Genomic DNA, 24,104 nt, shown 5'->3' with positions numbered 1-24,104 from the left:
GAGTGGCGGCCCGCCCACCTCCGGTCCGGGCTGAAAAGTGATGGTTGGAGGCGGGGATGCGTACGACGACGCCCAGGCCGCGGGCGCGAAAGTACCGGAGCGCGGACCGGGGTCGGTCGAGGTCACGCTGTCCGTCAACGGCGTCGAGCAGGCAGTGGAGATCGAGCCACGGGTCAGCCTGCTGGATGCGCTGTGTGAGCGTCTGAATCTCACCGGAGCCAAGAAGGGCTGCGACCAAGGAACGTGCGGCGCCTGCACGGTGGGGGTCGACGGGCGGCGCGTCCTGGCATGCCTCACCCTGGCGAACGCCGCTCCCGCCCGGATGATCTTTCCCTGGTCGGTGTAGCTCGTACCTCAGCGCTGCGCCGGCGCGACGCAGCCGTTCGCCGCTCGGCTGCGTCTCCTCGCGGGCCTGATCGCCGTCGGCGCAGTAGCGGGGGAAGCGGTACGGGCAAGACCGGGAGAGTATGGAAGCACCGCAGCCCCTGCGGCGACCACATGTCGTGCCGGCAAGCGGAGGGAGCGCCTGGCATGAGCACAGCCGAACCCTTCCCGGACCGCACCGGCCGACCGGCTGACCAGGCGTCCCAGCCCAGCGGCCTGTTCGATCTGCTCGGTGTCGCGGCGGTGCTGCTCGATTCCGAGGGCCGGATCGTGCTGTGGAGCCCGCAGGCGGAAGACCTGTTCGGCTACACCGCGGAAGAGGCGCTCGGCCAGTACGCCGGCCCTCTGCTCGTTGACGAGCAGAACCTGGAAATGATTATGAAGCTGTTCGCCGACGTGATGGCGAGCGGTGAGATCTGGGCCGGCGCCTTCCCCGTCCGGTGCAAGGGCGGCGCCTCCCGGATGGTGGAGTTCCGCAACATGCGGCTCCTGGACGACCGCGGCGACTTCTTCGCCCTGGGCCTGGCCAGCGACCGGGCCACCCTGCGCGAGGTGGAGCGTGACGTCGCGCTCTCCACCCGCCTTGTCTCCCAGTCGCCGATCGGACTCGCGGTGGTGGACACCGATCTGCGGTACGTGGCGGTCAACCCGGCGCTGGAGAAGATCAACGGCATATCGGCCGCTGACCACCTCGGCCGCACCGTCCGTGAAGCGCTCCCGTTCCTCGACGTCGACACGATCGACCGGTCGATGCGCCAGGTGCTGGAGTCCGGATGTCCCCTGGTCGACCAGTACACCGTCGGCCGCACCCCGGCCGACCCCGATCACGATCACGTCTGGTCGGTCTCGTACTACCGCCTGGAGGACCCCAACAAGCAGGTGATAGGGGTCGCCCTGTCGCTGGTGGACGTCACCGACCGGCACCGCGCCGCCACCGAGGCCGCCCGCGCCCGGCGCCGTCTCGCTCTCATCGCCGACGCCTCCGCCCGTATCGGCACCACCCTGGAGGTCGAGCGCACCGCCCACGAGCTCGCCGAGGTCACCGTGCCGGAGCTCGCGGACATCGCCGCCGTGGACGTCCTCGACGCCGTCCTGGCCGAGTGCCGGCCGGCCGGGTCCGCGGGAGGGCCGGCGATCTTCCGGGCCCTCGCCGTGAAGGCCGCCTACACCACCGAGGCCGTCCGCGCCTCCGACCCGCCCGGCCACCTCACCAGCTACGACGAGGACCGCCTGGTCACCCAGTGCGTGCGCACCGGCCGCCCGATCCTGGTGCCGCACATCGACGGGCCGACGATGTCACGGATCGCCCGCGATCCCGAGGCCGCCGCCCTGCTGACCCGGGAGGGCGTCCACTCGTACCTGGGGGTGCCGCTGACCGCGCGCGGCGAGGTCCTCGGCGCCCTCGGGCTGACCCGGGCGCGCAATCCGCTGCCCTTCGACGACGACGACCTCGCCCTCGCCGGTGAGCTGGCCGCCCGCGCCGCGGTCTGGATCGACAACGCCCGCTGGTACCAGAGCGTGCGCAACACCGCCGTGACCCTCCAGCGCAGCCTGCTGCCCGACCACCCGCCGCACCGCACCGGCCTGGAGGTCGCCTCCCGGTACCAGCCGGCGGGCACCACGATCGAGGTCGGCGGGGACTGGTTCGACGTCATCCCGCTCGCCGACGACAAGACCGCCCTGGTCGTGGGCGATGTGATGGGCAGCGGCATCGACGCGGCGGCCACCATGGGACGGCTGCGCACCGCCACCTGCACCCTCGCCGACCTGGACCTCTCCCCCGCCGAGGTGCTCCACCACCTGGACAAGATCACCAGCGGTCTGGAGCACTACATCGCCACGTGCGTCTACGCCGTCTACGACCCCCACAGCGCCCGGTGCCACATCGCCACCGCCGGACATCTGCCCCCTGCCCTGGTACGCACCGGCGAGCCCCCCGAACTGCTCGATCTGCCGACCGGTGTGCCCCTCGGAGTCGGCGGCGTCGGCTTCGATCCGGTCACGCTGACGCTTGGTGCAGGCGACCGGCTCGTCCTCTACACCGACGGCCTGGTCGAGACCCGCCACCATCCCATCGACGAGCGCCTCGACCTCCTGCTGCGTGAGCTGGCGCTCTGCGACCGCTCCCTGGAGCGCACCTGCGACCGGCTCCTCGCCACGCTGCGCCCTCCGGACGCCCATGACGACGTCGCCCTGCTCATGGCCAAGGTCACCCCTGGCAGGTGAGCAGGCCCGCGTTCTGCTTGGCGGTCAGGATGCGCCGGACGCTCGCGTCCACGTCGGCCCTGAGCGCGGCGTTCTTCGGCAGCTGCGCGAGGACGGCGGAGGTCATCGGGCCGATGGCGCCCGGGTCGTCGGTGAGCACCATGTCGCCGCCCGCGCCGAGGAACCGCAGCGCCCGCTGACCGGCCGGGATGCTCTTGACGGCGACGGCGTTGCCGAGGTCGTCCGAGATCACCACGCCCCGGAACCCGAGGGTGCCGCGGAGCACGCCGCGCAGGACGGTGGAGGAGAAGGCGGCCTGATGGGCCGGGTCGATGCGGGTGTAGGTGGCCAGCGACGCCATGACAAACGGGGCGCCGGCCTGGATGCCGTTGCGGAAGGGCTGCAGGTAGGGGTCGTTGCGCGTGGTCTGGTTGTCGGTGACGTTCGCGGTGAGGTCGGTGTTGCCGCGCACTCGCCCCAGGCCGGGGAAGTGCTTGAGCGTCGCGAGGACGCCGGCGTCGGTCATCCCGCGGAGGAACGCGGTGCTGTGGCCCGCCACCGTGGCCGGGTTGCTGCCGTACTCGCGCGAGAGGGCGCCTATAGGGGCGTTGACGGCGGCACCGCCGGGCGGGACGGTGTCGGCCACCGGCGCGAGGTTCATGGTGACCCCGGCTGCGCGCAACTGCCGTCCCCAGTCGGCCGCTTGCGACTGCACCCGCGCGTCCGGCCACTGTCCCTGCACCACGGCGCTCGGGATGGCGGAGAACCCGGGGCCGCGGAGCACCTGGACGTTGCCGCCCTCCTGGTCGGTGGCGACCAGCAGCCGGGCGGTCGCGCCGCGCAGCGGTGTGGCCAGGGCCTGGAGCCGGTCGGTGAGCGACCTGATGGCCTTGGTCCCGGCCGTGCTGCGGCCGGTGAGCTGAACCGCGCCCACGTCCGCGCGGCGCAGGGCGGCGGCCTGCGCCGCGCTGATCCCGGAGGAGCTCACCCCGACCATGAAGAGCTGACCGACGCGCTGGGCCTCCGGCATGCCCGCCAGGGCGGTGTTGATACAGGCCTGGGCAGGCGGCGTGCCGGGGTGCCCGATGCCTGCCTGGGGTGACCTGTTGTGCGGGGTGGTCGAGGTGGACGTGACCGCCGTCGAGGCCGTGCCGGCGAGGCTGGACGTGCCGGGGCCCACGGGATGTGACGGTGTCGAGGTGGCGGGGTGGGTCTGCCCGCCCCCGCAGCCGGTGAGCGCGGTGAGAAGTCCGAGGGCGGCAGCCGTCGTGCCGAGGCGCGTCACGCGCGGTCGTATGGCACCCGGGTTGCGGTCGGACGAGGAAGGCTTCGGCGCGCACATGGGAATCGCCACCTCATTGGTCGTTCGGCGGTGAACGCGGCGTCACCCATCCAGCGCATCACACAACCCTCTGCTCCGCACGCGGACCCTTGCGCCCCACGGATCACGCGCTCAAGTGTTGACATGTCCCACCGGCGCAACGCTGAGAGCGCTCCCAGCCGTCCCGGGCCTACCGGTCCTCCCGGATTGCGGACCGGTTCAACCGGCCGCCAGCCAGTCGGCGATGGACTGGGAGACCGGGAGCCCTGTGGCCAGTTCGATGAAGCCGAACTGGCCGGAAGTATTGCATTCCAGGAAGTACCAGGTGCCGTCCTCGGCGACCGCGAAGTCGAATGCACCGTATGCCAGTCCGGTGGCGTTCATGAAGGCGTCGATCTTCGGCCGGATGTGTGACGGCACGTGGGTCGCGCGCCAGCGCACGCTCCGCGGATCCGCGTAGCGCCAGTCCACCTCCCGGTGTCCTGCCCGATCCGTGGCGGCATCATCGGTGCGGGCGCAGAAGATGTCGGAGCCGACGACGGTCACGCGGACGTCGGCCTGTTTGTCGATGCGGGTCTGGAGGCAGGTGGGCGCCGCGGCGACGGGAGCGAAGTCCGCATCGCCGGGTACCGGCGTGGTGGGCAGGGCCAGTGGCGGGTCGTTGGGTGCCCGGCCGGAAACCGACTTGCACACCAGCGGGCCGTGGTCGTCGGCGAATCCCCTCGCATCGGCGGGCACGGTGGTGAACACCGTTGCGGGCACGGTGAATCCGGCGGACTCGGCGAGGACGAGCTGCCGCATCTTGTAGCGGCACGCCGCCGTCGCCTCCGGGTGGTTCATCCACCGCACACCGGGCAGTGCTCGCAGCGTCCCGTACCAGGCGTGGTCCGATTCCACCGCCACCCATCCCGGCTGCACCTGTCCACCGGAGCCCGGCGCCCCGGGCCGCCGCACCCAGATCGAGCGGATCTCCCGCAGATCGGCGGTGCGGTGTCCGGCGGTGACCCTGCCGGTGAGGGTGCCCGACGCGTACCTGGCCGTCAGTGTCACCTGTTGCGGGAACCCGGCCGGGTCGACGCGCAGCACCTGCACATCCATCGCCGCCAGGCGGTCGACGACCATGTCCGCGGTCACGTCCTCGGCAGATGTCAGGATCAGGACCGTCATCAGTCGTCGAAGTGCGTCTTCGATCCGGCGGTCGAGGTGGTCGCACCGCAGGCGAGCAGCACCGCACGGTCCCGCACGGCCACGCTGCCGTCGGCGAGAACGTTCAACTGCCGCTCCGGATCGTATGCATACGGAGTTTCCGGCTCCGGTATAGGAGGCCGGGCGTACGTCAGGGCAAAAGGCTGCATCATCTTCCCACGGGTGTCGAAGTGGTGGCGTACGGTCGGGAACGGTGGAATGATCCGGCGGGCTCGGCTCAGCCGATTCCGCCGGGGGATGGGTCCGGGGGTGGTGGTGATCCTGCCGTTCCGGTTCCGGTCACCGCGACAAGGACCGTCCCGCCGGCCCGGAACGTCGCCTGCAGGGTCTGGAAGTCACCCGGTCCGGAAGCCACCGATGCCGGATCCCAGGTGACCACGATGCCAACGGAGCCTTCGGCAAGCGCCCCGATGACCTGTTTCCATCCCTCGCGCGCGTCCAGGGGCGTGAGCGGGGAGTTGTCGATGACGGTGTCAACAACGCGCCAGGCCCGTTGCTCCGCATGGCCGCGGCACTGCCCTGCGAGCCGCTCGGCGATCGCGGTATCCCGTTCGCAGATGTAGATAATCGTGGGAATGGGACCATGTATCGGGCCATGCCCGGACGAATGGCCATCTGTCAGCCGCGAATAGCCGGCGGTCGCCATCAGCCACCAACTCCTTACATTACGTTGCGCGCCCGTTGTCGTTTTCCCGACCACGCCGCGCACATTCAAAGGACTACACGAAAGACATCGGAAACGGGTTCCCCCAAATCAAGTCATGTCTTTCGCGGTCACGTTCCGTGCGCAATCGTCACCGCCGAGGTGGGGCGGCGATGACAACAGCCACGAATGAACCGTCAAGGTCTCCACTCCGTTAAGAAAGCCATACGGAATGGCATCGACTGATCCACCGTGCGTCGCGTCGGGAGCGTGGGAGGCCGGAGCGGGATGGGACGAGCTATGACCAAGCCGTCTGCCAAAACGTGGCTGGGCACGGCACTCATCGCGGTCGTCTGCGCCGTGGGGCTGGGGCTGGTGCTGAGCGCCGGCGCCGGAGTGCGCGCATTCCTCGACTACTTCGCCGGTGTCATCTCGCTGGTGTCCCTCACCGGAGCGGTGCTGTGGGGAGTCATCAGCACGGACACGGCCGTCCTCGGCCCGACGAGCCGGCTGTGGGCGCAGGGCGTCCACCGCGGTCTGGCCGTGATCTCGCTCGGCTTCCTTGTACTCCACGTCGCCATCAAGGTCTCCGAGCAGCATGCCTCGCTCATCGAGGCGTTCGTGCCGGTCGGCTTCACGGCACGCGGGGTGCTGATCGCGCTCGGCGTCGTCGCCGGCTACCTGCTGGTGCTCGCCGTGGGATCGGGGGTGGCGCGCCGGGCGTTCGCCGCCCGCGGCCATCCGGTGCGCTGGCGCATGCTGCACGCGTCCTCGTACGTGTCCTGGCTGGCGGCGCTCGTGCACGGGCTCAAGGCGGGACGGCCGGCGGCGTGGTGGGTCACCGCGTCGTACGTGGCCTGCCTGATCGCCGTGAGCGTCGCCGTGGTGATACGACTGCGCTCCCCCGCGCGGCGGAAGTTGGCACCCTCGGTGCGGCGGCCGTCCTCGGCCATCTCGCCGACTGGCCGGCGGCGCGCGCGAGGACGGCGCAGGCGTCACGTCCGCACCCTCGCGCAACCGATGCCGGCCCATTCATCCGATCCGCCTCCGCAGCCCCTACGGCCCGAATACACGGGTCGGCCGGGATACGGCGGCCAGCCGGGAATTGAGGACCGTCGATGAACAACCTGCCGGTGAGAAGCCTCGCGAGCGACCTGCCGGATGTGCGCACCCTTGGACTCGCCCGTCTGACGGCCGGAATGGGCGTGGCGTACCGGCTCGACTGGACGACGCATCTGTCCGTGCACGGGCCCCTGCCCGACCTCGGCCTCTCCCACCTCACCGCGCTGGCCGAGGAGATCGGCCTGTGCGGTCGGGGAGGCGCCGGCTTCCCGTTCGCACGCAAACTGCGCGCCGTCGCGACGTCGTCCCGGGCGCGCCGGTCCACCGCCGCGGTCGTGGTCAACGGCTGTGAGGGTGAACCCGCCTGCCGCAAGGACACCGTCCTGCTGGCCCGCGCCCCGCATCTGGTACTGGATGGCGCGCTGCTGGCCGCGGAGGCGCTGGGTGCGGAGCAGCTGGTGGTCGGCGTCACCCGGGCGCCGCTGGAGGAGTCGGTGCGCCGGGCGATGGCCGAGCGCGGGCTGTCGGAGCGGCGCGGACGGCGCTTGCGGGCCCGCGTGTTCAGGATGCCGGAGCGTTTCGTCTCCGGTGAGGCCACGGCGCTGCTGCGGGCGGCCGGCGGCGGTCCGGCGCTCCCGCCGGGACGTCGGGTGCGGTCCGCCGAACGCGGCCTGTCGGGCCTGCCCACGCTGGTCTCCAACGCCGAGACGTTCGCCCAACTGGCAGTGGCCGCACGGATGGGCGCCGGGACATACGCCTCGACGGGCACGCGCGAGGAGCCGGGTACCGTCCTGCTCACTCTCGGCGGCTGCGTGCCGCGGCGCACCGTGCTGGAAACCCCGACCGGCGTACCGCTCGCCCACATCCTGGAGCGTTGCGGCAGCGGCACCGGCCAGGGTGTGCTGGTCGGCGGCTACCACGGCACCTGGCTCGACCCCGATTCCGCCTCGATGGCCGCCGTCTCCCGCGCGAGCATGGCGGCGCACCGCGCCACCCTCGGGGCGGGCGCGGTGCTGCCGCTGTCGTGGGACGTGTGCCCGCTGGGTGAGACCCTCCGCGTTGCCCAGTGGCTTGCGGCCGAGACCGCCGGCCAGTGCGGGCCGTGCCGTCTGGGGCTGCCCGCCCTCGCCGGAGCACTGGCCGACGTCCTGGGCGGCGGTGGCCGCGCTGCACTGGACACCCTGCGCCAGTACGCCGGTTCGGTACGCGGGCGTGGCGCGTGCAAACACCCCGACGGCTCGGCCCGTTTCGTCCTGTCGTCGGTCAACACCTTCACCGACGACTTGGCCGCCCATGTGCTGGGCAACGGCTGCGGGCGGCCGGTCGCCGGGGTGCTGCCGCTGCCGGACGAGGCGGGCCCGACCGGTGGCGAACGGCTGGCGGTCGACTGGACGCTCTGCGCGGGGCACGGGCTCTGCGCCGACCTGCTGCCCGAGGCGATACGGCTGGACCGCGATGGCTACCCGGTCCTCAGCGACGCCCCGCTACCGGAGTACCTCCGTCCGCGAGCCCGCCGGGCCCTCGCCCGCTGCCCCGCGCTCGCGCTTCGTCTGGAGAACAGCTGACGTGGCAGCATCACGATGGCCTCGCCATCGCCTCACCCGATCACGGAACGTCCGTCTGCCAGTTGAAGTCGGGGTTGTCAGGGTTGCGGTAGGCGAGTTGGAGGCTCGAGCCGTTCCAGGAGCGGTTCTGCAGCGTGATGCCGAGGCTGGTCCGTTTGACGGGCGCGATCTGGAAGGAGCCGAAGTCCGAGGATTCCGGCAGGATCCACTGCTGGGCCTGACTGCTGGTGCTGCAGTCGTACAGCACGAGCAGGGCGTCCGCTTGGACCGCGCGGTCCTTCGGCTGCAGGCAGCGGTCGCTCTTGACGTTGACGATCTGATACATCGGCCACATGCGCCCGTACGGGTCGGTGTACGTGCCGGCGTAGCGGAAGTTCCACACATCGCCCGTGTAGCGATACGGCCAGACGCGCACCACCGTGTCGTTGGCGGTTCCGCCCCACCACGGGACCATGGTGGCGTTGGTCTTGACGTGCCGCAGCAGCACGTCCTGCTCGATCGGAGTCTGCGCCCGGGCCGCGGGCGCCATCAGCGCGAGCGCCGCGACGGCCACCGCCGCCACGGCCGCGGCCACCCGGTTGCGCTTCCTACGACAAACCGTCATGTTCCCCTCCTGGCTGGGCAGTTGACTGCGAAGGCATATGCCTCCACCTCCCCACGCCACGCACCGTATGCGATCGACGACCGAGAGCGACAGAGGGGTGCGGGGGCATGCCCGCAGATCCGCATGACGCGCACGGCCGCGGCTGCGCCGCGTGAGCGGCGTGATCGCTACTGCTGCGGTCCGCGCACGTCCGTGTAGCGCAGCAGTGCTCCCATTCCGTCCTCCAGCCGGAGGCCAGTGCGCGGCAGGGCCACCAACTCGGCGGCGGTGCCGACCAGTGCGCGGATCAAGGCGGTGCCGGCGGGCACCGTCTGGAACTCACGGACGCCGAACGAGTCCAGGTCGGCGGCGGACAGTGCGATATGCGTCGGTTCCGGCCCGGCCCACAGGGGACAGGGGAACCGCACCGGCGTGTTGAGCAACAGCGTGCACGCCTGGCCGCGTTGCAGCGTCGCGACGACAGCCGGCATGCCCTCGACGGCACGCTCGCGCCGGGCCCGCTGCGCCACGAACGTCTCCACCCGGGCCTGGTCCCGTACGCTCATCGCTCCGTGCAGCCAGTCGTTCAGCCCGTCCTCCAGCAGCGCCCGGCCCTCGCCGCCGCCATGGCCGTCACCCGCGACCGCCACGACCCGGCTGCTGAGCCGCCGAGGCAGATGGTGGGCGAGGACACCGCGCGCCCACGCGTCCCCGCACAGCACGATCACCTCGGCACCGCTGCGGTCCACCAGGCACTGCAACTCCCCCGCGACCTCGTCCGCACCGTGCGGCCAGTCCTCCGCCAGGCTGCGCCGGTGGTGGCACGGACCCGGCGCGACGGAGCTGACCGGCCACCTCCCGGCCTGGAAGTCGACCTCGAGCTCCGGGTCCTCGCCGCCGGCGCCCCGCTGGTCGGCGCGGTGCACCACGACCGCGGCGTACGGGATGTCCGGCGCGTGCTGGACAGCCAGCGGCATCGCGTCGGGCAGCACGGCGAACCGGGCGCTGTCGCGTACCGGCGGCTGCGGCAGCTCCTCCTCCAGCACGACGCGCCCATGGCTGGCGAAGATCGCCTGACCGTGCCGCCCGGACACCTCGCAGTCATCGCCCACGGCAGCGGCGAGGGCCGCCACCGTGGCCTCGTCCGCGCCCTGCGCGATCAGGTCCTCGCCCATATGCCGCCACCGCACCTCGATCGCCTTGTCGGGATCGTCGATGTCACGGGAGGTGTCGACGTACACGCAGGCGTACGGGCCCGGCGCGGCGTACAGCGGCTCCAGAAAGCTCAGCTTCACGGTGACTCCTTGCGGCTCGCTGCTTCCACGGTGACCCGTGCGGGTCAAGCCGCGCGGGGGCCGCTGCGCCCACGTTGCAGGGCCGGACGGCCCATGGACACCGCCACACGTCGACGCCGGCCAGGTCCCAGCGACCGGCATCGGACCCCCTGACGTCCTCTCAGGGGCGGACGGAGGGACTCGTCAGGGGCATCCCCGACGACGGGACAGGCAGCGCTCGGCAGGTTGACCGATGACGTCGTCGATCTCGTCAACGAACACGCACTTGGGGGAACCATGAACCGCATCCGCAGGCTGACCACGGCAGTTGTCACGGCCATGACGGTGAGCACCGCGGCGGCCGGCCAGGCGCTCGCCTCCGGTGACACCGCCGCCGGCCGGCCGGTGCCGCCCGACGGCGGGACGGCGCACAGCCGCGACGACCGGTAGTGTCGCCGCTGTCGCGGCGGGTCGTGGAGACCGGGAGGGCGGTTCGGGTGAGTGGCTCCTCTGGCGCGTCCTCTCCGGAGGATCTGGTCCGGGCGGTGCGGGCTGCGGGAGTGACGGACGAGCCCGTTCTGGAGGCCATCCGTTCCACCCCGCGCGCGGTCTTCGTGCCCGCTGCCCACCGCGCCGCCGCGTACCGGGACACGCCGATCCCGATCACCCACGGCCAGGTGACGACGCAGCCGTCCCTGAGCGCCATGATGATCGCGGCTGTCGGCCTGACCGGGCGGGAACGGGTCCTGGAGGTCGGTACCGGCTTCGGCTTCCAGACGGCGCTGCTCGCCCGCCTCGCGGCACACGTCGTCAGCGTCGAGCGGTGGTCCGACATGGCCGAGCAGGCGCGACGCGGGCTGGCCGAGCAGTGCATCGGGAACGTCGAGATCGTCGTCGGCGACGGGACCCACGGCATGGCTGCCCGCGCCCCGTACGACGCCGTCGTCGTCTCCGCCGCCTTCCCCCGGGTGCCACCACCGCTGGTGGACCAGCTGCGGACCGGCGGGCGCCTCGTCCAGCCGATCGGGCCCGGCGGTGAGGAGGAGGTCGAGCTGTACGAGCGGGGAGCCCATGGCCTGGTCCACCGCAGGACCATCACATCGGCCTGCTTCGTCCGTCTGTACGGGGAGTACGGCTATCCCGCCGACCGCTCGGGGACGTAGCACGGCTCACCAGCCGTCGCCATCGCCGCCGTACAGCGCCTCGATCTCCTTGGCGTAGGCGTCCTCGATCGCGCGGCGCCTGAGCTTGCGCGAGGGAGTGACCAGGCCGCGCTCCTCGGTGAACGGAGTCGGCACGATGCGGAAGGTGCGGATCGACTCGGCCTTGGACACCAGGGTGTTGGCCGCGCTCACCGCTCTGCGCACCTCCGCGTGCAGCGCGGCGTCGCGCACCAGATCCTGGGGGCCGAGTGGCGGCTTTCCGCGCATCGCAAGCCAGTGCGCCGTGGCATCCGGGTCCAAGGTCACCAGAGCAGCCACATAGGGCCGGTCGTTCCCCACCACCAGGCACTGCTCGATCAGGGGGTGATCCTGCACCCGCTGCTCCAGGATCGCGGGGAGCAGGTTCTTTCCGCTGGCAGTGACGATGATCTCCTTCTTGCGTCCGGTGATGGTGAGGTACCCGTCGTCGTCGAGGACGCCGAGGTCCCCGGTGCGGAGCCAGCCGTCCTGCAGGGCCTCCGCCGTGCCCTCGGCGTCGCCCAGGTAGCCGGAGAAGACCGTCCCGCCGCGCAGGATGATCTCGCCGTCGTCGGTAAGGTGCACCGTGGTGCCGGGGACGGGACGGCCCACGGTGCCGAAGCGGACCCGGCCGGGCGGATTGGCGGTGGCCGCCGCGGTGGACTCCGTCAGGCCGTAGCCCTCGTAGATCGTCACTCCTGCGCCGTCGAAGAAGAGCCCGACCCGGCGGCCCATCGTCGAACCTCCGCTCACCGCGTTCTGCACCTTGCCGCCCATCGCCTGGCGGACCTTGCGGTAGACGAGCGCGTCGAAGAACCGGTGTTGTACCCGCAGCGCGGCGGTGGGCCCGGGGCCGGTGCCGAATGCCCGCCGCTCGCACGCCTCGGCGAAGCGCACGGCCACCTCCGCCGCCTGGTCGAACACCGTCAGGTTTCCGGCTTGTTGGGCCTTGCGCCGCGCAGCCTTGAAGATCTTCTCGAAGACGTAGGGGACGGCGAGGACGAAGGTCGGGCGGAAGGCAGCGAAGTCCGGCAGCAGCGCCTCCGCCGACATGTCGGGCTGATGTCCCAGCCGGCCGCCGGCGCGGATCGCGGCGACCTCGACCATGCGGCCGAAGACGTGGGCGAGCGGCAGAAAGAGCAGGGTGGACGGCTGTTCGCCGCCTCCGGGCTCGAAGATCGGGCGCCAGCGCGCGATGAGGTTGTCGCACTCGGCCATGAAGTTGGAATGGGTGAGCACGCAGCCCCGCGGGCGCCCCGTGGTGCCGGAGGTGTAGATCACCGTGGCCACGGCGTCCGGGGTGACCGCCAGCCGGTGACGGTGCACGACCTCCTCGCCGATCCGCTCGCCGTCCGCGGTCAGCTGCTCGACGGCCCCGGCGTCGAGCTGCCACACCCGCGCCAGCTCGGGGAGTCCATCGACAACCGAACCGAGCGTCATGGCATGCCCGTCGTGTTCGAGCACGCACCCGACCGCCGCCGTCTCCTGCAGGATCCAGCCCAGTTGCTCGCTCGACGAGGTCGGGTACACCGGGACCGGCTGGGCGCCGATGGTCCACAGCGCGAAGTCGAAGAGCGTCCACTCGTACCGGGTGCGCGACATGATGGCCACCCGGTCCCCGAAACGGACGCCCTGCGCAAGCAGCCCTCTGGCCAGGGCCATCACCTGATCGCGGAACTCGGCCGTCGTCACGTCTGCCCACCGGCCGTCGAGTTTGCGTCCGAACTGCACCGTGTCCGGCCGCTTCACGGCGTTCTCGAAGAGCGTGTCGGCAAGTCCGCCGACCTGAGGTGTTGTCACCAGCACCGGCTCGGTGATCTCACGCACGAGAGTTCCTATGGGACACGGGACAGGGCGGGCCGCAAGCTATCCCCTCTCCCGGACGCCGCGCCAACGCCGTAACGATCTGCACGAAAGCTCCCCTTCGTCCGCAGCCGAAGCTCAACTCTTCATCAGTGGCCGACGGCCGACGGGGAACGCACAAGGCCGGACCCGCGTGATGCAGGTCCGGCCTCCGTCTGCCTGGAGTGTGACTACGCGGGGCGGATCCTCTCCGCCTGCGGGCCCTTCTGGCCCTGGACGACGTCGAACGTCACCTTCTGCCCCTCCTCGAGGGAGCGGAAGCCCGCGGCGTCGATGTTCGAGTAGTGCGCGAACACATCGGGGCCGCCGCCGTCCTGCTCGATGAAGCCGAAGCCCTTTTCTGCGTTAAACCACTTCACGGTTCCGCTGGCCATGCCTGTTCCCTTCGTAGGGGTACCGTTCCCCGCACCGTGCGGAGGACGGAGGTGGTCGCCCTGGTCCGGAGAGGCGCTGGAAAGCAGGAACGCCCGCGACGCGTGTCACGGGCGAACGGTACTTCGGAACCACGACTACTGATCACGACGCTACACCGAGCGGTACCGGGCCGCCACAACTAACGTCCGGAGAGGTGAACCGTCGAGTTGACATGAGCTCGACCTATTCCGAGGCCGGATACGGAGTATATTTGGACATTGTCCAACCTATGGAGATCGGCACCATGCACACTGACAACCACGCCGCACACTTCCGCGCCGCCCTGGACTCGGAGCGGCAGAGTGCGGCCCTCTACCGTGGTCTGGCCGCGGGAGCCACCGGCGAGCGCCGGCAGATCTTCCTGGAGCTGGCCGCCGTCGAGGAACGGCACGCCGCGCACTGGGCTCAGAAGCTCACAGCCCTCGGCGAGCGGGTGCCGGAGCCCGGATCACCGGGGATGCGCACCCGGCTGCTGTCCTGGCTGGCCCATCGGTTCTCGGTCGACGCCGTGTTGCCGATGGTCGAGCGCGCCGAGCACGCCGACGCCGGCTCGTACGACGCCGACCCTCACGCCGCGCCGGGGATGGCCGCCGACGAGCGGTCGCACGCCCGCGTACTCACCCGGCTGCGCGAGGAGTCGCCGGCCGCTGCGGCGGAGGGCGCCCGCGGGATCGCGCGACGTGAGCGCTGGCACCGCAGCGACCGCTCCGGCGCCCTGCGAGCGGCCGTCTTCGGCGTCAACGACGGCCTGGTCTCCAACACCTCCCTGGTCATGGGGTTCGCCGGATCCGGCGCCGCCGCCACGACCATCGTGTTCGCAGGGGTCGCCGGACTGCTGGCGGGCGCGTTCTCGATGGCGGCCGGCGAGTACATCTCCATGCGCAGCCAGCGGGAAGCCTACGAACGTGAGATCGCCCTCGAGGCCGACGAGCTCCGCGACGACCCGGAAGCCGAGGCCGAGGAGCTGGCGCTCATCCACCGGGCCAAGGGCCTGGATGCCGAGGAGGCCGAGCGGGTCGCCATGACGATCATGAAGGACCACGACACGGCCCTGGAGACCATGGCCCGCGAGGAGCTAGGGCTCGATCCCGAGGAGCTGGGTTCGCCGTGGTCCGCGGCCGCATCCAGCCTCATCGCCTTCGCGCTCGGCGCGGTCGTCGTCATCGTCCCCTTCCTGTTCGGTTCCGGTGCGCCCGCGCTGATCGCCGCGATCATGCTGGCGGGCGCCGCCCTGTTCACCGTGGGCGCCACCCTCGGGCTGCTCAACGGCCGGGCGTTGCTGCGCTCCGGAGCGCGCCAGCTTCTCATCGGCGGGCTCGCCGCCCTCGTCGTCTTTGCGATCGGGCACGCGATCGGCACCGGCGCCGTCTGACCGCGGGCTACGCCCTGGGCAGCCGCAGCGACAGCAGCGGCGCGTGCTGCTGCGCACCGTAGACGTCGGTGTCGCCGACGTCACCGGAGACGAGCGGGCGGCGCATGGTGATCTTCACCGCCCTGGCGGGGTCGTAGAAGACCGGTTCCGCGACGTCGTCGGGCGGCACGCCGTACAGCTCGGCCACACGCCCACGGGTCAGCAGCGATTCCCGCTTCACCAGCTCGTACTGGGCATGTTCGGTGAAGACGACGTCCAGGGTCAGCTCGAAGGGACCGGCGTTCTTGCTGCGGATGACGTCGGTCAGTTCGGTGATCGGAACGGTCACGGTCACGGTCACGGGCGCTCTCCCGGGTAGTCGGTGTACTCGACGGGGAAGAGCGCGCACGGATCGTCCACCGACATCAGGTGATGGATGCTCCACCGGTAGACCGCCCCGCCGTGCAGGTCGGACGGGGAGTGAGGGAAGGCCAGGTTGCCCGCGGTGGACAGCCGTCCCGGGTATCCGTAGTGCAGCATCGTCGAGCGGGCGAAGCTGCAGACGGTATCCGCGAGGTGTTGGCTGTCCGCCACGGCTTCGATCACGACGCCGATCTCATGGCCGAGCGCCTTCGGCTCCGGCTCCAGCGGTCCCATGCAGCCGTCGGCGCCATAGACCCGGATGATCAGTTCGTAGGACTCCGCCGGGACATCGGGGAACGTCCACCCGTCGGCCAAGCGGAAGGCAGTACGTCCCCGCATCGGACTGACTCGGACTGCCCGAGGCATGCGGCAGCACGGCGGCGGGCAGTGCCCGGCAGGAGGGCGCGGCACGACGTTCCTCCTGCGGCGCTTCCCGGCGCCCTCCGGCGCCATGGCCGCCGCTGCTCCGGGGCGTGGTCACGGAGCAGCGGCGGAACCTCACCGGGGCAACGACACCCGGGTCAGCCTTGGTTGCCGGCGCTGGTGTGGTGGGTCACACAACCGCCGCTGTCGCTGCCGAAGTTGTTGCTCCACCGGTGGACGCGCCCTGGCCACCCAACCGCTGCTCGGTGCGGGGTCGGTGACCGTCTCCGCGTACTCGTGACCGCCGACGATGGTCACGCCCTCCGTCGAACCGTTCACGCGGCCGAAGCGCCGGCAGGGGCGGCCAGCGCACCGCCGAACAGCAGCGCCGTGGCGGCAGCGGCCACAAGCCCGGGGCGGTGACGGGAGGTCAGGTGTCTGGTGCCAGGTGTTCGCAGCAACGTGGTGCCCTTCCATCAGGGGGTGACGACGGGGGCGAGCTGGGGACGTCCGGTGTCCGAGGTGTTTCTTCGGGCAGGCCGGACCGGCCCCGCAACGCCGCAAGGGGGTGGTGCGGCGCTGTGGCGCTGAGCTTCCAGAGGTGCCGAACAGGCGCGGTTCACCAGCGCGAACTGTGCCACCACGAAGCGTGGTGTCGCCCGAGACCGTACCGAGTTGACACCGGGCGGTCAATACTTCAATAACAACGCACGTCGATGAACGGCGAGTTGATGAACTTGACGTTTCGTGCCCTCTTTGGCCGGAGGCCGGCGCGGAGGCTGCGACGCGGCGCAGTGGTAGCCGGGCTCCATGGCGACGACGTGATCGCCCGGGCCCACGAGGCTGGAGACGGTGATGGCGTTGGCTTCGGCGGCGCCCGCAGTGACCAGGGCATTGCCCGGTGCGGCGCCGTGCCAGGCGGCGATCAGGTCAGGTCACGCAGGGCATCGGTGCCGCCGACCGGAGGGTAGTGCAGGTCGGTGGCGAGCAGGCGCCGGACCGCGTCGGGATCGTCGCCGAGACGTCCAGAAGCTAAGCCCTGCGGTTCCGGCCGCCCCACGAAGGCGGCCGCCTCTCCGCCGGTCCGCCGGTGTCAGCGGGACTTCGCCGCGTGACGACGGCTGCGGTCCGCCGGCGGCGCGTCGTCCTCGGCCTTGTGACGTCGGATGTAGACGATGACACCGACGACTGCCGCGACGGCGACGATGCCTGCGATGACATAGGTGGGGCCGTGGAAGTCGTCGGCGATGGTCTGCCAGTTGCGGCCGACCGCGTAACCGGCCCATGCGAGCAGGGCGGTCCAGGGGATGCAGCCGATGGTGGTGTAGATCCCGAAGCGCACCGGACTCATGGCCGCGATTCCGGCGGGCAGGGAAATGAACGTGCGGATCACCGGCAGTACGCGTCCGAGGCCCACTGCCGCGGGCCCGTACTTGTTGAACCAGGCGTTGGCCTTGTCCAGGTCGTGCTCCCGCAGCCTCAGCCGACGGCCCCACCGATGCAGCGCAGCCTGCCCGCCGTAGCGGCCCACGGCCCACGCCAGATAGCTGCCGACCAGGTTTCCGGCCACCCCGGCCACGATGACCAGGACCAGGTTCAGGTGGGTACCGGCCACCGCCCCGGCGGCGAGCGCACCGCCAAACAGCATGATCAGTTCGGACGGGATCGGGATGCACGCCGACTCCGCCAGCATCAACAGGAACACTGCGAGGTAGCCATAGCTGGCGATGAAGTTCTGCACGGTTTCACTTTCAAGAGACGGGACCGGTCGGGGCTCGGTTCAGGACGTGGCGCGACAGGTGTCACTGGATGTAGCTTGCCCGACCTGCTGCCGACGAGGCGGGCCGCCCTGCCACATCGCCGCCGGCCGCACCATGCTTTTACAGGGCTGTAGAAGCATGACTCCCTTCGGAGTCTGCCACGTTCACGTTTCTTTCGCACTGCATGCCGATCGGCGGCATGCGGTGCCGGCTGCCGGGGCGCTCGGCCGGCGGGCAACGGCGTTGCCCGAAGTATGGCTACCCTTCGCCTGATACGGGAAAGTGAGGAGGGACTCGATTGCGTCCTAGCGCTGGGCAGGCCAGCTTTGTCCGGCGTTCCGCGCGCCGGCAAGCATGGTCGCCGGATGCTGCGGTGTGTCGAGCCAATCGCTGAGCCAGCCGAACGCGGCCGGATACAGGCTCGTCCACGTGTTGTAGTTGTGGCCGCCGGTCGGCAGCACCGTTGTCTGCACACGCACCCCACTGCCCGAGGCGGCGGCGGCCTGAGCGAACTGCGCGAGGTAGCGGGGCGGGCTGTCCGGGTCCTGCCGGGAGGTGGCGAGGAAGAGATCGACGTCGGCCTTGGTGTGCTGCACAAGCCAGGTAGGGCTGTTGCGCCGGCGCAGCTGCGGGTCGCTGATGACGTCCGGGTCCCCGGTCAGCGGATCGGGGTCGAGCGCGGCTCCGGCGCCGAAGACGTGGGGATACTGCAACGGAAGCTTGGCGGCACAGTATCCGCCGGTGGAGAAGCCCATCACGCCCCAGCCCCTGGGGCCGGTGATGGTCCGGAACTTCTGGCTGATCAGCTCGGGTACGTCGGCGGCGAGCCAGGTGGCGACCTTGCGGTTGGGCACGTCGCTGCAGTCGGTGTCGACGCTGCCCGGGTTGACGACGGGCATGACGAGGATGAACGGGTGCGCGTGGTTCTGGGCGACGAGGTTCTTGAAGTCGTCCGGCATGCCTCCGTGTTCAAGCCAGGACTGCGGGGATCCCGGCACGCCGTGCAGCAGCATCAGCACGGGAAAGCGCGCGGTGGCGTACCCGGGCTCGTCGTACTGGGGTGGGGTCCAGACGATGACCTGTCCTGACAGCTGGGAGTGCGGGCCGTGAAAGTAGGTGTCGAGCAACCCGCCCGCCGGCGTGCCGCCTTGGGCGTGTGTGAACTGGGCGCGGGTCGGCGGCGGGCCCGGCATGGCGGCGCTGTCGGGGTTGGTGTTGGTGCCGAACAGGTCGCTCCACGAGGAGTACAGGCCATAGCTGGTGTTGATCCATGTCGCGACGACGGCGATCGCGGTCAGCTGGCACAGCAGGATCATGACCAGCCGGGCCAGCCCGCGCATCAGCCTCGGCCCGGGGACTATCGACCAGAACACGAGAGTGCCGGCGATCACCACCACCGTGACGGCGATCAGCACGACGAAGAACGGCGTTCCGGTCAGACTCACCCGCTGCTCTCCTGCTCTCGATCGGCTCGGCACTTCATGGGCGCCCGCTGTGTGGTCACGGCTCTCAAATGTAGGTGGCCGGGAGGGGCGCTTGGGCACGCGAGGCGCCCCCGAGCAGGAAGGCGGATGAACTGTAACGAAGTCGCGGCCTGGTGATCGGCAAATTGCAACACGGATCGTGGAACCGCTTCGCGCCTGGCCCGGCATTCCGCCACATGGGTTGATAACACCGCAATTCGGAAAATTCATGAGCCTCGCACCACCTGCGAGGCTCTGGCGCCACGACGTTAGGCTCAGCTGATGGCCGGAACTGACGAGCAAACTGACGAGCGAACCGAAGAGCGGGCCGAAGAGCGGACCGAAGGCGCAGGGCCGTTCACCACACGTATCACTCGACCGCTCGACGAGGGCGGAACGGCGGTGTGGGAGTCCCGCCTCGCGCGCAAGCGCGGTGCGGTCATGGTCAGCTCGGCGGAGAATCCGCAAGGTGTCCCCCGCCACGCGGACCTCGCGGCACGGAGCCGTCTGCGCAGGCTCAACGCGATCGCGTCCTGGGCGTTTGCGATCGGTGGAGCCCTCTTCGTACTCGGTGCCGCGGTGGCCGAGTTCGGGTCGGGCGACGCGAGCACGTGCGCTGTCATCTACTTCGTGGGCGGGCTGTTCTTCAACACCGGCGGCTATGCCTCCCTGCTCCAGGTGATCAATTCCCCCCGTCCGGAGAACGGACCCCATGAGCTGGTCACGCCTCGCTGGCGGTGGTGGAGCTACGAGCCGAGACGCATCGACTGGCTCAGCACCTTCCTGCTCTTCACCGGCACCCTCGTCTTCGGGGTCAACCTGGTGGACTCGTTTTTCCATGGCCTCTCGGCGCAGCGGACGAACGAGCTGGTCTGGGGCCCCGACATGATCGGTTGCGTACTGTTCCTGGTCTCCGGGCACCTCGCGCTGGTCGAGGTGTGCCACGGCCGACTCGGCATCCGGGTGCAGGACCTGGGCTGGTGGGTCGTCGCGGCCAACCAGCTCGGGTCCGTCCTGTTCCTCGTGTCGGCTTTTGCGGCCTACACCCGCCCGGCGAATGGGGTCATGGTCGATGTGACCGCGGCGAACTGGGGCACTCTCGCCGGGGCGTTGTGCTTTGTGCTGGGTGGAGTGCTCCAGGGCTTCGAACGGCCTGTCACATCCCCGGCATCGGTTGCCGACGTGGTGGGAGCGGGCCTGTTCAGTCCCTGAGGGTCTGCCGGATACGGCGGGAAGGGCTGAAGGCGTAGAGGTCGAGGATGTCGGGCGGGTCGGCGATGCCGGGGCCGCCGGCCTGGACCCATGCCGTGATGTCGCGGGCGGCTTCCGCATCGTTGACCAGACCGAGCCAGACCGGGCGCCCTCCGGCCTTACGGCCTTCCGCCGATGGCTGGACGGCGATGACGTTGGCGTGCTCGCAGGCGTCGAGGCAGTCGGCGACCCTCAACCGGGCCTCGTCTGCGATGGCTTGGCGCAGGCCGGCGAGCTGGGCGGCGTGGTCGAGTCCGGGGATCTTGGGTGTGCCGCAGCAGCACCCCCGGCAGACGGTGACGGTGACGGTGCAGCGGGCCGGCCCCGAGCCGGTGGGAGCGGCCTTGCGGTGGCGGCGGTTCACGACGCCTGGCCGGTGCGAGCACGGCGCCAGGCGGCATCGGCCAGCAGGCGCAGGCCGTTGAGGCCGACGATGACGGTGGAGCCCTCATGGCCCGCGACACCGAGCGGCAGCGGGAGGGTTCCGGCCAGGTCCCAGATGACCAGCCCGGTGATGAACACCGAGGCGATGATCAGGTTCTGGACGACCAGCCTGCGGGCCCGGCGGGAGAGCGCCACGACCGTGGGGATGGTGGCGAGTTCGTCGCGCACCACGACGGCATCGGCAGTCTCCAACGCGAGGTCAGATCCGGCCCGGCCCATGGCGATGCCCGTGTGGGCGGCTGCGAGCGCGGGGGCGTCGTTGACGCCGTCTCCGACCACGAGCACCTTGCGGCCCGCCTGCTCCAGCTCGTGCACGGCATGGACCTTGTCCTGCGGCAGCAGACCGGCCCGCACATCCGTGATGCCGACCTCGTCCGCGAGTCGGGCTGCGGCGCGCGGGTTGTCCCCGGTAACCAGGACCGGGCCGGTACCGGTGAGGCTGGAGAGCGCGCTGACGGTGTCAGCGGCCTCGTCTCGCAGCCGGTCGGCGATGCCGAGTACCCCGACGGGGGTGTCGTCCACCTCGACCACCATGGCGGTGCGGCCGTCCTGCTCCAGCTGCGCGGCGAGCGCGACGGCCGGGTGGTCGTCGCGGCCGCTCAACAGCCGGGCGGGGCTGCCGACCGCGACCGCGCGGCCGCCCACGGTCGCGGTGACACCGGTGCCGGGGGCGGAGTGGAAATCCTCCACCAGCGGGATCTGCAGGCCTCGGGCATGGGCGGCGTCCACGACGGCGCGGGCCAGCGGGTGCTCACTGGGGTGCTCGGCCGCCGCGGCCAGCGCCAGCAGATCGTCCTCGGCCAGACCCGAGTCGGCCAGCGGTCGTACGTCGGTCACCTTGGGAGTGCCCTCGGTCAGGGTGCCGGTCTTGTCCAGAGCCACCTGGTCGACCTGACCGAGCCGTTCCATGACCACGGCCGACTTGACCAGCACGCCATGGCGCCCAGCGTTGGCGATCGCGGACAGCAGCGGGGGCATGGTCGCCAGCACCACCGCGCACGGGGATGCGACGATCATGAACGTCATCGCCCGCAGCAGAGTCGACTGTAGGGCTGCGCCGAAGGCCAGTGGCAGCACGAACAACGCCACCGTGGCAGCGACCATGCCCATCGAGTACCGCTGCTCGACCCTCTCGATGAACAGCTGGGTCGGTGCCTTGGTCTCGGAGGCTTCCTCGACCATGGCCACGATCCGTGCGATCACCGAGTCGGACGGGTCGCGCTCGACCTTCACCCGTAGTGCGCCGGTGCCGTTCAGGGTGCCGGCGAACACCTCGTCCCCGGCGTGTTTGGCCACCGGCAGCGGTTCCCCCGTGATGGTGGCCTGGTCGAGCTCGCTCGCCCCGTCCAGCACCCGTCCGTCGGCGCCGACCCGCTCCCCGGGCCGCACCAGAATGGTGTCGCCGACGCCGAGCTGCCCGGTCGCCACCGTCTCCTCGGTCCCGTCGTCCAGCAGGCGGGTCGCGGTGGCGGGCGCCAGGTCGAGCAGACCGCGCACCGAGTCCGCGGTCCGCGCCGTGGCGATCGCCTCCAGGGCGCCAGAGGTGGCGAAGATGACGATCAGCAGGGCTCCGTCCAGCACCTGCCCGATCGCCGCCGCGCCGAGCGCCGCGACGACCATCAGCAGGTCCACGTCGAGGGTCTTGTCCTTGAGCGCCTGCAGGCCCGCCCAGCCCGGCTCCCAGCCGCCGGTCGCATAGACCAGCGCGAACAGCGGCCCCCATGCCCACGCCGGGGCGTCCAGCAGATACAGCGGCAACGCGATCAGGAACAGCACCAGCGACGCTGCCGCCCAGCGCGCCTCGGGGAGGGCGAGGATCCGGGTGCGGCGCCTCGGCGCCACCACGTCACGGACGGCATCGGCGGGCAACGCCGGACGGGTGAGGGTGGAAGACATCGCTGCGGTGGTCCTTGGGTACGGAGGGGCGGAACTACTCCAGCCCCTCCACCATACAGGAACGCATGAACACTCCTTCATGGATTCATGTCCGACCGGTAGCATGGAGCCATGGGCCATGGAGTCGCTGCTGCCGCCGAGAACGCCGTCCCACGCACCCCCCTGGACGCGGCCGATGCCGCCAGGGTGGCCACGACACTTCAGGCGCTGGCCACGCCGTCCCGGCTGCTGATCCTCGCCCGGCTGCGCGAAGGCCCGCTGCCGGCCACCGAACTCGCCGCCGAGGTCGGCATGGAGCAGTCCTCCTGCTCCCACCAGCTACGCCTGCTGCGCAATCTCGGCCTGGTCACCGGTACCCGCCGGGGCCGCTCCGTGATCTATGCCCTGTACGACAACCACGTCGCCGAACTCCTCGACCAGGCCCTCTACCACGTCGAACATCTGCGGCTCGGGTTGAGCGACGCCGATGTTCCGGCGACCACCGCAGAGCGTGACGAGGTCACCGCACCGGCGCACTGACCACGGAGCGGGGCTCCGCCGTACTTGACCGGTGACGGTGGCGGATCAGGCCAGGACCGGCTCGCGTTCGGCGTCCTCCTCGTCGAGATGCCAGTGCAGTTCCTGGACGCCCGGTTCCAGGGAGAGCCGTGAGATGACCTGCTCCAGGGCAGGGGCGACGTCGCCGTTGATTTCAACGGCGGCTTGGATGCTGGAGGTTTCCTCGTCCTTGCGGTGGGCGCGCAGTCCGGTGGGGGTGAGCCCGGAGACGGCGAGGGACTGCAGGAGCAGGGCTCGGATGTGCGTCTCCTCACGGCGTTCGCAGACCAGGTACAAGGTTGCGCGTACGGGGGCGTCGGGGTCGGACCCGGCGGCGGGGGCCCGGTCGAGCAGGCGCCCGGCCGGTCGCAGCAGCAGGTGGACGGCGAGGATCGTGAGGGTGCCGAGGACGGCGAAGGCGAGCTTGCCGGAGGCGGCCAGCACACCGACGGCGGCCGAACACCACAAGGTGGCCGCCGTGTTGAGGCCGCGCACGCCGCCGCCGTTGCGCAGGATCACTCCGCCGCCGAGGAAGCCGACGCCAGAGACGACGTAGGAGGCGACCCTGGTCGCGCTGCCGGTGTCGTCGACGGCGACGCTGTACAGCACGAACAGCGTGGCACCGGTCGCCACGAGGGCGTTGGTGCGCAGGCCGGCCATCCGGGCACGCCATTGCCGTTCGACGCCGATCAGCGCGCCGCAGGCCACGCCGGTGGCGAGCCGGACGAGGAAGTCAACGGTGGTCAGGGCGTGCACGGGGCACCTCTTTCATCGCCAGGCATATCGGGATAGCGGGATCGGGCATAGAGGGGCCGACCTCCGCCGCACATCGGTCGGCCGGAGGGTGAATCAGACCGTCAGGTGTTCAGTGGTTGAGGGCGACTTGGGCGATTTTGATGACTACGAGGATGGTGG

24 protein-coding genes are annotated in these 24,104 nt (G+C 70.7%); 9 read left to right on the top strand and 15 right to left on the bottom strand.

The features are described 5' to 3' along the window. The first annotated feature begins 40 nt into the window (after positions 1–40). Both NGB36_RS17745 and NGB36_RS17740 read left to right on the top strand, forming a co-directional pair. Positions 41–346, top strand: a complete 306-nt coding sequence (locus tag NGB36_RS17745; protein ID WP_372509468.1) for a 2Fe-2S iron-sulfur cluster-binding protein — start codon at positions 41–43, stop codon at positions 344–346. Between the two features lie 185 nt (positions 347–531). Beyond that, a complete protein-coding gene (locus tag NGB36_RS17740) occupies positions 532–2,610 on the top strand; it encodes a SpoIIE family protein phosphatase (protein ID WP_255921287.1) in 2,079 nt (692 codons plus the stop codon). On the opposite strand, the gene NGB36_RS17735 is transcribed toward NGB36_RS17740, so the two are convergent. The 4 genes from NGB36_RS17735 to NGB36_RS17720 form a co-directional block, all read right to left on the bottom strand. After that, positions 2,594–3,931: a glycoside hydrolase family 3 N-terminal domain-containing protein gene (locus tag NGB36_RS17735; protein ID WP_255921286.1), complete on the bottom strand. Its 1,338-nt coding sequence runs from the start codon at positions 3,929–3,931 to the stop codon at positions 2,594–2,596. The genes NGB36_RS17740 and NGB36_RS17735 overlap by 17 nt on opposite strands. A gap of 198 nt (positions 3,932–4,129) precedes the next feature. Next, positions 4,130–5,077 carry an MvdC/MvdD family ATP grasp protein gene (locus tag NGB36_RS17730; protein ID WP_255921285.1) on the bottom strand — a complete coding sequence of 316 codons (948 nt, stop codon included), beginning with the start codon at positions 5,075–5,077 and terminating at the stop codon, positions 4,130–4,132. Then, positions 5,077–5,265 (bottom strand): putative ATP-grasp-modified RiPP, encoded by a 189-nt coding sequence (gene tgmA, locus NGB36_RS17725; RefSeq protein WP_255921396.1) that lies wholly within the window; start codon positions 5,263–5,265, stop codon positions 5,077–5,079. The genes NGB36_RS17730 and tgmA overlap by 1 nt, the downstream gene beginning before the upstream one ends. Before the next feature lie 68 nt (positions 5,266–5,333). After that, positions 5,334–5,762, bottom strand: coding sequence for a serine integrase family protein (locus NGB36_RS17720; RefSeq protein ID WP_255921284.1), 429 nt, complete (start codon positions 5,760–5,762; stop codon positions 5,334–5,336). 297 nt (positions 5,763–6,059) lie between these two features. On the opposite strand from NGB36_RS17720, the gene NGB36_RS17715 reads away from it, so the two are divergent. Both NGB36_RS17715 and NGB36_RS17710 read left to right on the top strand, forming a co-directional pair. Continuing rightward, entirely contained in the window at positions 6,060–6,881 is an 822-nt protein-coding gene (locus NGB36_RS17715) for a ferric reductase-like transmembrane domain-containing protein (protein WP_255921283.1), read from the top strand. Further along, a complete protein-coding gene (locus NGB36_RS17710) occupies positions 6,878–8,386 on the top strand; it encodes an NADH-ubiquinone oxidoreductase-F iron-sulfur binding region domain-containing protein (RefSeq protein WP_255921282.1) in 1,509 nt (502 codons plus the stop codon). The genes NGB36_RS17715 and NGB36_RS17710 overlap by 4 nt, the downstream gene beginning before the upstream one ends. A 40-nt stretch (positions 8,387–8,426) precedes the next feature. Here the strand turns inward: NGB36_RS17710 and NGB36_RS17705 are convergent, their stop codons facing one another. Together NGB36_RS17705 and NGB36_RS17700 are read right to left on the bottom strand one after the other, a co-directional pair. Next, positions 8,427–8,990, bottom strand: coding sequence for an RICIN domain-containing protein (locus NGB36_RS17705; protein WP_255921281.1), 564 nt, complete (start codon positions 8,988–8,990; stop codon positions 8,427–8,429). 167 nt (positions 8,991–9,157) lie between these two features. Next, positions 9,158–10,264: a baeRF2 domain-containing protein gene (locus tag NGB36_RS17700; protein ID WP_255921280.1), complete on the bottom strand. Its 1,107-nt coding sequence runs from the start codon at positions 10,262–10,264 to the stop codon at positions 9,158–9,160. A 225-nt stretch (positions 10,265–10,489) separates the two neighbouring features. Between NGB36_RS17700 and NGB36_RS17695 the strand changes: the two genes are divergently transcribed. Both NGB36_RS17695 and NGB36_RS17690 read left to right on the top strand, forming a co-directional pair. Beyond that, a complete protein-coding gene (locus NGB36_RS17695) occupies positions 10,490–10,693 on the top strand; it encodes a hypothetical protein (protein WP_255921279.1) in 204 nt (67 codons plus the stop codon). Between the two features lie 47 nt (positions 10,694–10,740). After that, on the top strand, positions 10,741–11,406 hold the full coding sequence (locus NGB36_RS17690) for a protein-L-isoaspartate(D-aspartate) O-methyltransferase (RefSeq protein WP_255921278.1): 666 nt from the start codon (positions 10,741–10,743) through the stop codon (positions 11,404–11,406). A 6-nt stretch (positions 11,407–11,412) separates the two neighbouring features. On the opposite strand, the gene NGB36_RS17685 is transcribed toward NGB36_RS17690, so the two are convergent. Both NGB36_RS17685 and NGB36_RS17680 read right to left on the bottom strand, forming a co-directional pair. Further along, complete coding sequence (locus NGB36_RS17685; RefSeq protein WP_255921277.1) at positions 11,413–13,251, bottom strand: AMP-dependent synthetase/ligase; 1,839 nt, start codon at positions 13,249–13,251, stop codon at positions 11,413–11,415. 206 nt (positions 13,252–13,457) lie between these two features. Continuing rightward, positions 13,458–13,661 (bottom strand): cold-shock protein, encoded by a 204-nt coding sequence (locus NGB36_RS17680; protein ID WP_255921276.1) that lies wholly within the window; start codon positions 13,659–13,661, stop codon positions 13,458–13,460. 284 nt (positions 13,662–13,945) lie between these two features. Here NGB36_RS17680 and NGB36_RS17675 point away from each other — a divergent pair, with 284 nt between their 5' ends. Beyond that, positions 13,946–15,073: a VIT1/CCC1 transporter family protein gene (locus NGB36_RS17675; RefSeq protein WP_255921275.1), complete on the top strand. Its 1,128-nt coding sequence runs from the start codon at positions 13,946–13,948 to the stop codon at positions 15,071–15,073. Between the two features lie 7 nt (positions 15,074–15,080). Here NGB36_RS17675 and NGB36_RS17670 read toward each other — a convergent pair whose 3' ends face one another. The 4 genes from NGB36_RS17670 to NGB36_RS17655 all read right to left on the bottom strand — a co-directional run bounded on the left by NGB36_RS17670 (position 15,081) and on the right by NGB36_RS17655 (position 19,043). Next, positions 15,081–15,413: a DUF4387 domain-containing protein gene (locus NGB36_RS17670; RefSeq protein WP_255921274.1), complete on the bottom strand. Its 333-nt coding sequence runs from the start codon at positions 15,411–15,413 to the stop codon at positions 15,081–15,083. After that, positions 15,410–15,814 carry a hypothetical protein gene (locus tag NGB36_RS17665; RefSeq protein ID WP_255921273.1) on the bottom strand — a complete coding sequence of 135 codons (405 nt, stop codon included), beginning with the start codon at positions 15,812–15,814 and terminating at the stop codon, positions 15,410–15,412. Before NGB36_RS17665 ends, NGB36_RS17670 begins: the two co-directional genes overlap by 4 nt. Before the next feature lie 1,117 nt (positions 15,815–16,931). After that, positions 16,932–17,579, bottom strand: coding sequence for a DedA family protein (locus tag NGB36_RS17660; protein ID WP_255921272.1), 648 nt, complete (start codon positions 17,577–17,579; stop codon positions 16,932–16,934). A 324-nt stretch (positions 17,580–17,903) separates the two neighbouring features. Beyond that, positions 17,904–19,043, bottom strand: coding sequence for an alpha/beta hydrolase (locus NGB36_RS17655; RefSeq protein WP_255921271.1), 1,140 nt, complete (start codon positions 19,041–19,043; stop codon positions 17,904–17,906). 300 nt (positions 19,044–19,343) lie between these two features. Between NGB36_RS17655 and NGB36_RS17650 the strand changes: the two genes are divergently transcribed. Next, a complete protein-coding gene (locus NGB36_RS17650; protein ID WP_255921270.1) occupies positions 19,344–20,273 on the top strand; it encodes a hypothetical protein in 930 nt (309 codons plus the stop codon). On the opposite strand, the gene NGB36_RS17645 is transcribed toward NGB36_RS17650, so the two are convergent. Further along, on the bottom strand, positions 20,263–20,676 hold the full coding sequence (locus tag NGB36_RS17645; protein ID WP_255921269.1) for a (2Fe-2S) ferredoxin domain-containing protein: 414 nt from the start codon (positions 20,674–20,676) through the stop codon (positions 20,263–20,265). The genes NGB36_RS17650 and NGB36_RS17645 overlap by 11 nt on opposite strands. After that, entirely contained in the window at positions 20,673–22,652 is a 1,980-nt protein-coding gene (locus NGB36_RS17640; protein WP_255921268.1) for a heavy metal translocating P-type ATPase, read from the bottom strand. The genes NGB36_RS17645 and NGB36_RS17640 overlap by 4 nt, the downstream gene beginning before the upstream one ends. A 111-nt stretch (positions 22,653–22,763) precedes the next feature. Here NGB36_RS17640 and NGB36_RS17635 point away from each other — a divergent pair, with 111 nt between their 5' ends. Beyond that, the gene (locus NGB36_RS17635; protein WP_255921267.1) at positions 22,764–23,171 is read left to right on the top strand and encodes an ArsR/SmtB family transcription factor; all 408 of its coding nucleotides are present in this window, start codon (positions 22,764–22,766) and stop codon (positions 23,169–23,171) included. 45 nt (positions 23,172–23,216) lie between these two features. Here NGB36_RS17635 and NGB36_RS17630 read toward each other — a convergent pair whose 3' ends face one another. Beyond that, positions 23,217–23,945 (bottom strand): MgtC/SapB family protein, encoded by a 729-nt coding sequence (locus NGB36_RS17630; protein ID WP_255921266.1) that lies wholly within the window; start codon positions 23,943–23,945, stop codon positions 23,217–23,219. Positions 23,946–24,104: the final 159 nt, after the last annotated feature.

It is taken from the genome of Streptomyces humicola (assembly GCF_024436035.1).
Lineage (GTDB): Bacteria > Actinomycetota > Actinomycetes > Streptomycetales > Streptomycetaceae > Streptantibioticus_B > Streptantibioticus_B humicola.
Note: the sequence above shows the minus strand (reverse complement) of the source record. Positions and strands in the feature narration are given on the sequence as shown.

Bases quoted from the DNA above. Each gene is read 5' to 3' on its own strand.
- NGB36_RS17635 (WP_255921267.1), top strand. From the start codon at position 22,764: ATGGGCCATGGAGTCGCTGCTGCCGCCGAGAACGCCGTCCCACGCACC.
- NGB36_RS17665 (WP_255921273.1), bottom strand. From the start codon at position 15,814: ATGCGGGGACGTACTGCCTTCCGCTTGGCCGACGGGTGGACGTTCCCC.
- NGB36_RS17675 (WP_255921275.1), top strand. From the start codon at position 13,946: ATGCACACTGACAACCACGCCGCACACTTCCGCGCCGCCCTGGACTCG.
- NGB36_RS17740 (WP_255921287.1), top strand. From the start codon at position 532: ATGAGCACAGCCGAACCCTTCCCGGACCGCACCGGCCGACCGGCTGAC.
- NGB36_RS17715 (WP_255921283.1), top strand. From the start codon at position 6,060: ATGACCAAGCCGTCTGCCAAAACGTGGCTGGGCACGGCACTCATCGCG.
- NGB36_RS17730 (WP_255921285.1), bottom strand. From the start codon at position 5,077: ATGACGGTCCTGATCCTGACATCTGCCGAGGACGTGACCGCGGACATG.
- NGB36_RS17640 (WP_255921268.1), bottom strand. From the start codon at position 22,652: ATGTCTTCCACCCTCACCCGTCCGGCGTTGCCCGCCGATGCCGTCCGT.
- NGB36_RS17650 (WP_255921270.1), top strand. From the start codon at position 19,344: ATGGCCGGAACTGACGAGCAAACTGACGAGCGAACCGAAGAGCGGGCC.
- NGB36_RS17745 (WP_372509468.1), top strand. From the start codon at position 41: ATGGTTGGAGGCGGGGATGCGTACGACGACGCCCAGGCCGCGGGCGCG.
- NGB36_RS17720 (WP_255921284.1), bottom strand. From the start codon at position 5,762: ATGGCGACCGCCGGCTATTCGCGGCTGACAGATGGCCATTCGTCCGGG.
- NGB36_RS17680 (WP_255921276.1), bottom strand. From the start codon at position 13,661: ATGGCCAGCGGAACCGTGAAGTGGTTTAACGCAGAAAAGGGCTTCGGC.
- tgmA (WP_255921396.1), bottom strand. From the start codon at position 5,265: ATGCAGCCTTTTGCCCTGACGTACGCCCGGCCTCCTATACCGGAGCCG.
- NGB36_RS17710 (WP_255921282.1), top strand. From the start codon at position 6,878: ATGAACAACCTGCCGGTGAGAAGCCTCGCGAGCGACCTGCCGGATGTG.
- NGB36_RS17735 (WP_255921286.1), bottom strand. From the start codon at position 3,931: ATGTGCGCGCCGAAGCCTTCCTCGTCCGACCGCAACCCGGGTGCCATA.
- NGB36_RS17705 (WP_255921281.1), bottom strand. From the start codon at position 8,990: ATGACGGTTTGTCGTAGGAAGCGCAACCGGGTGGCCGCGGCCGTGGCG.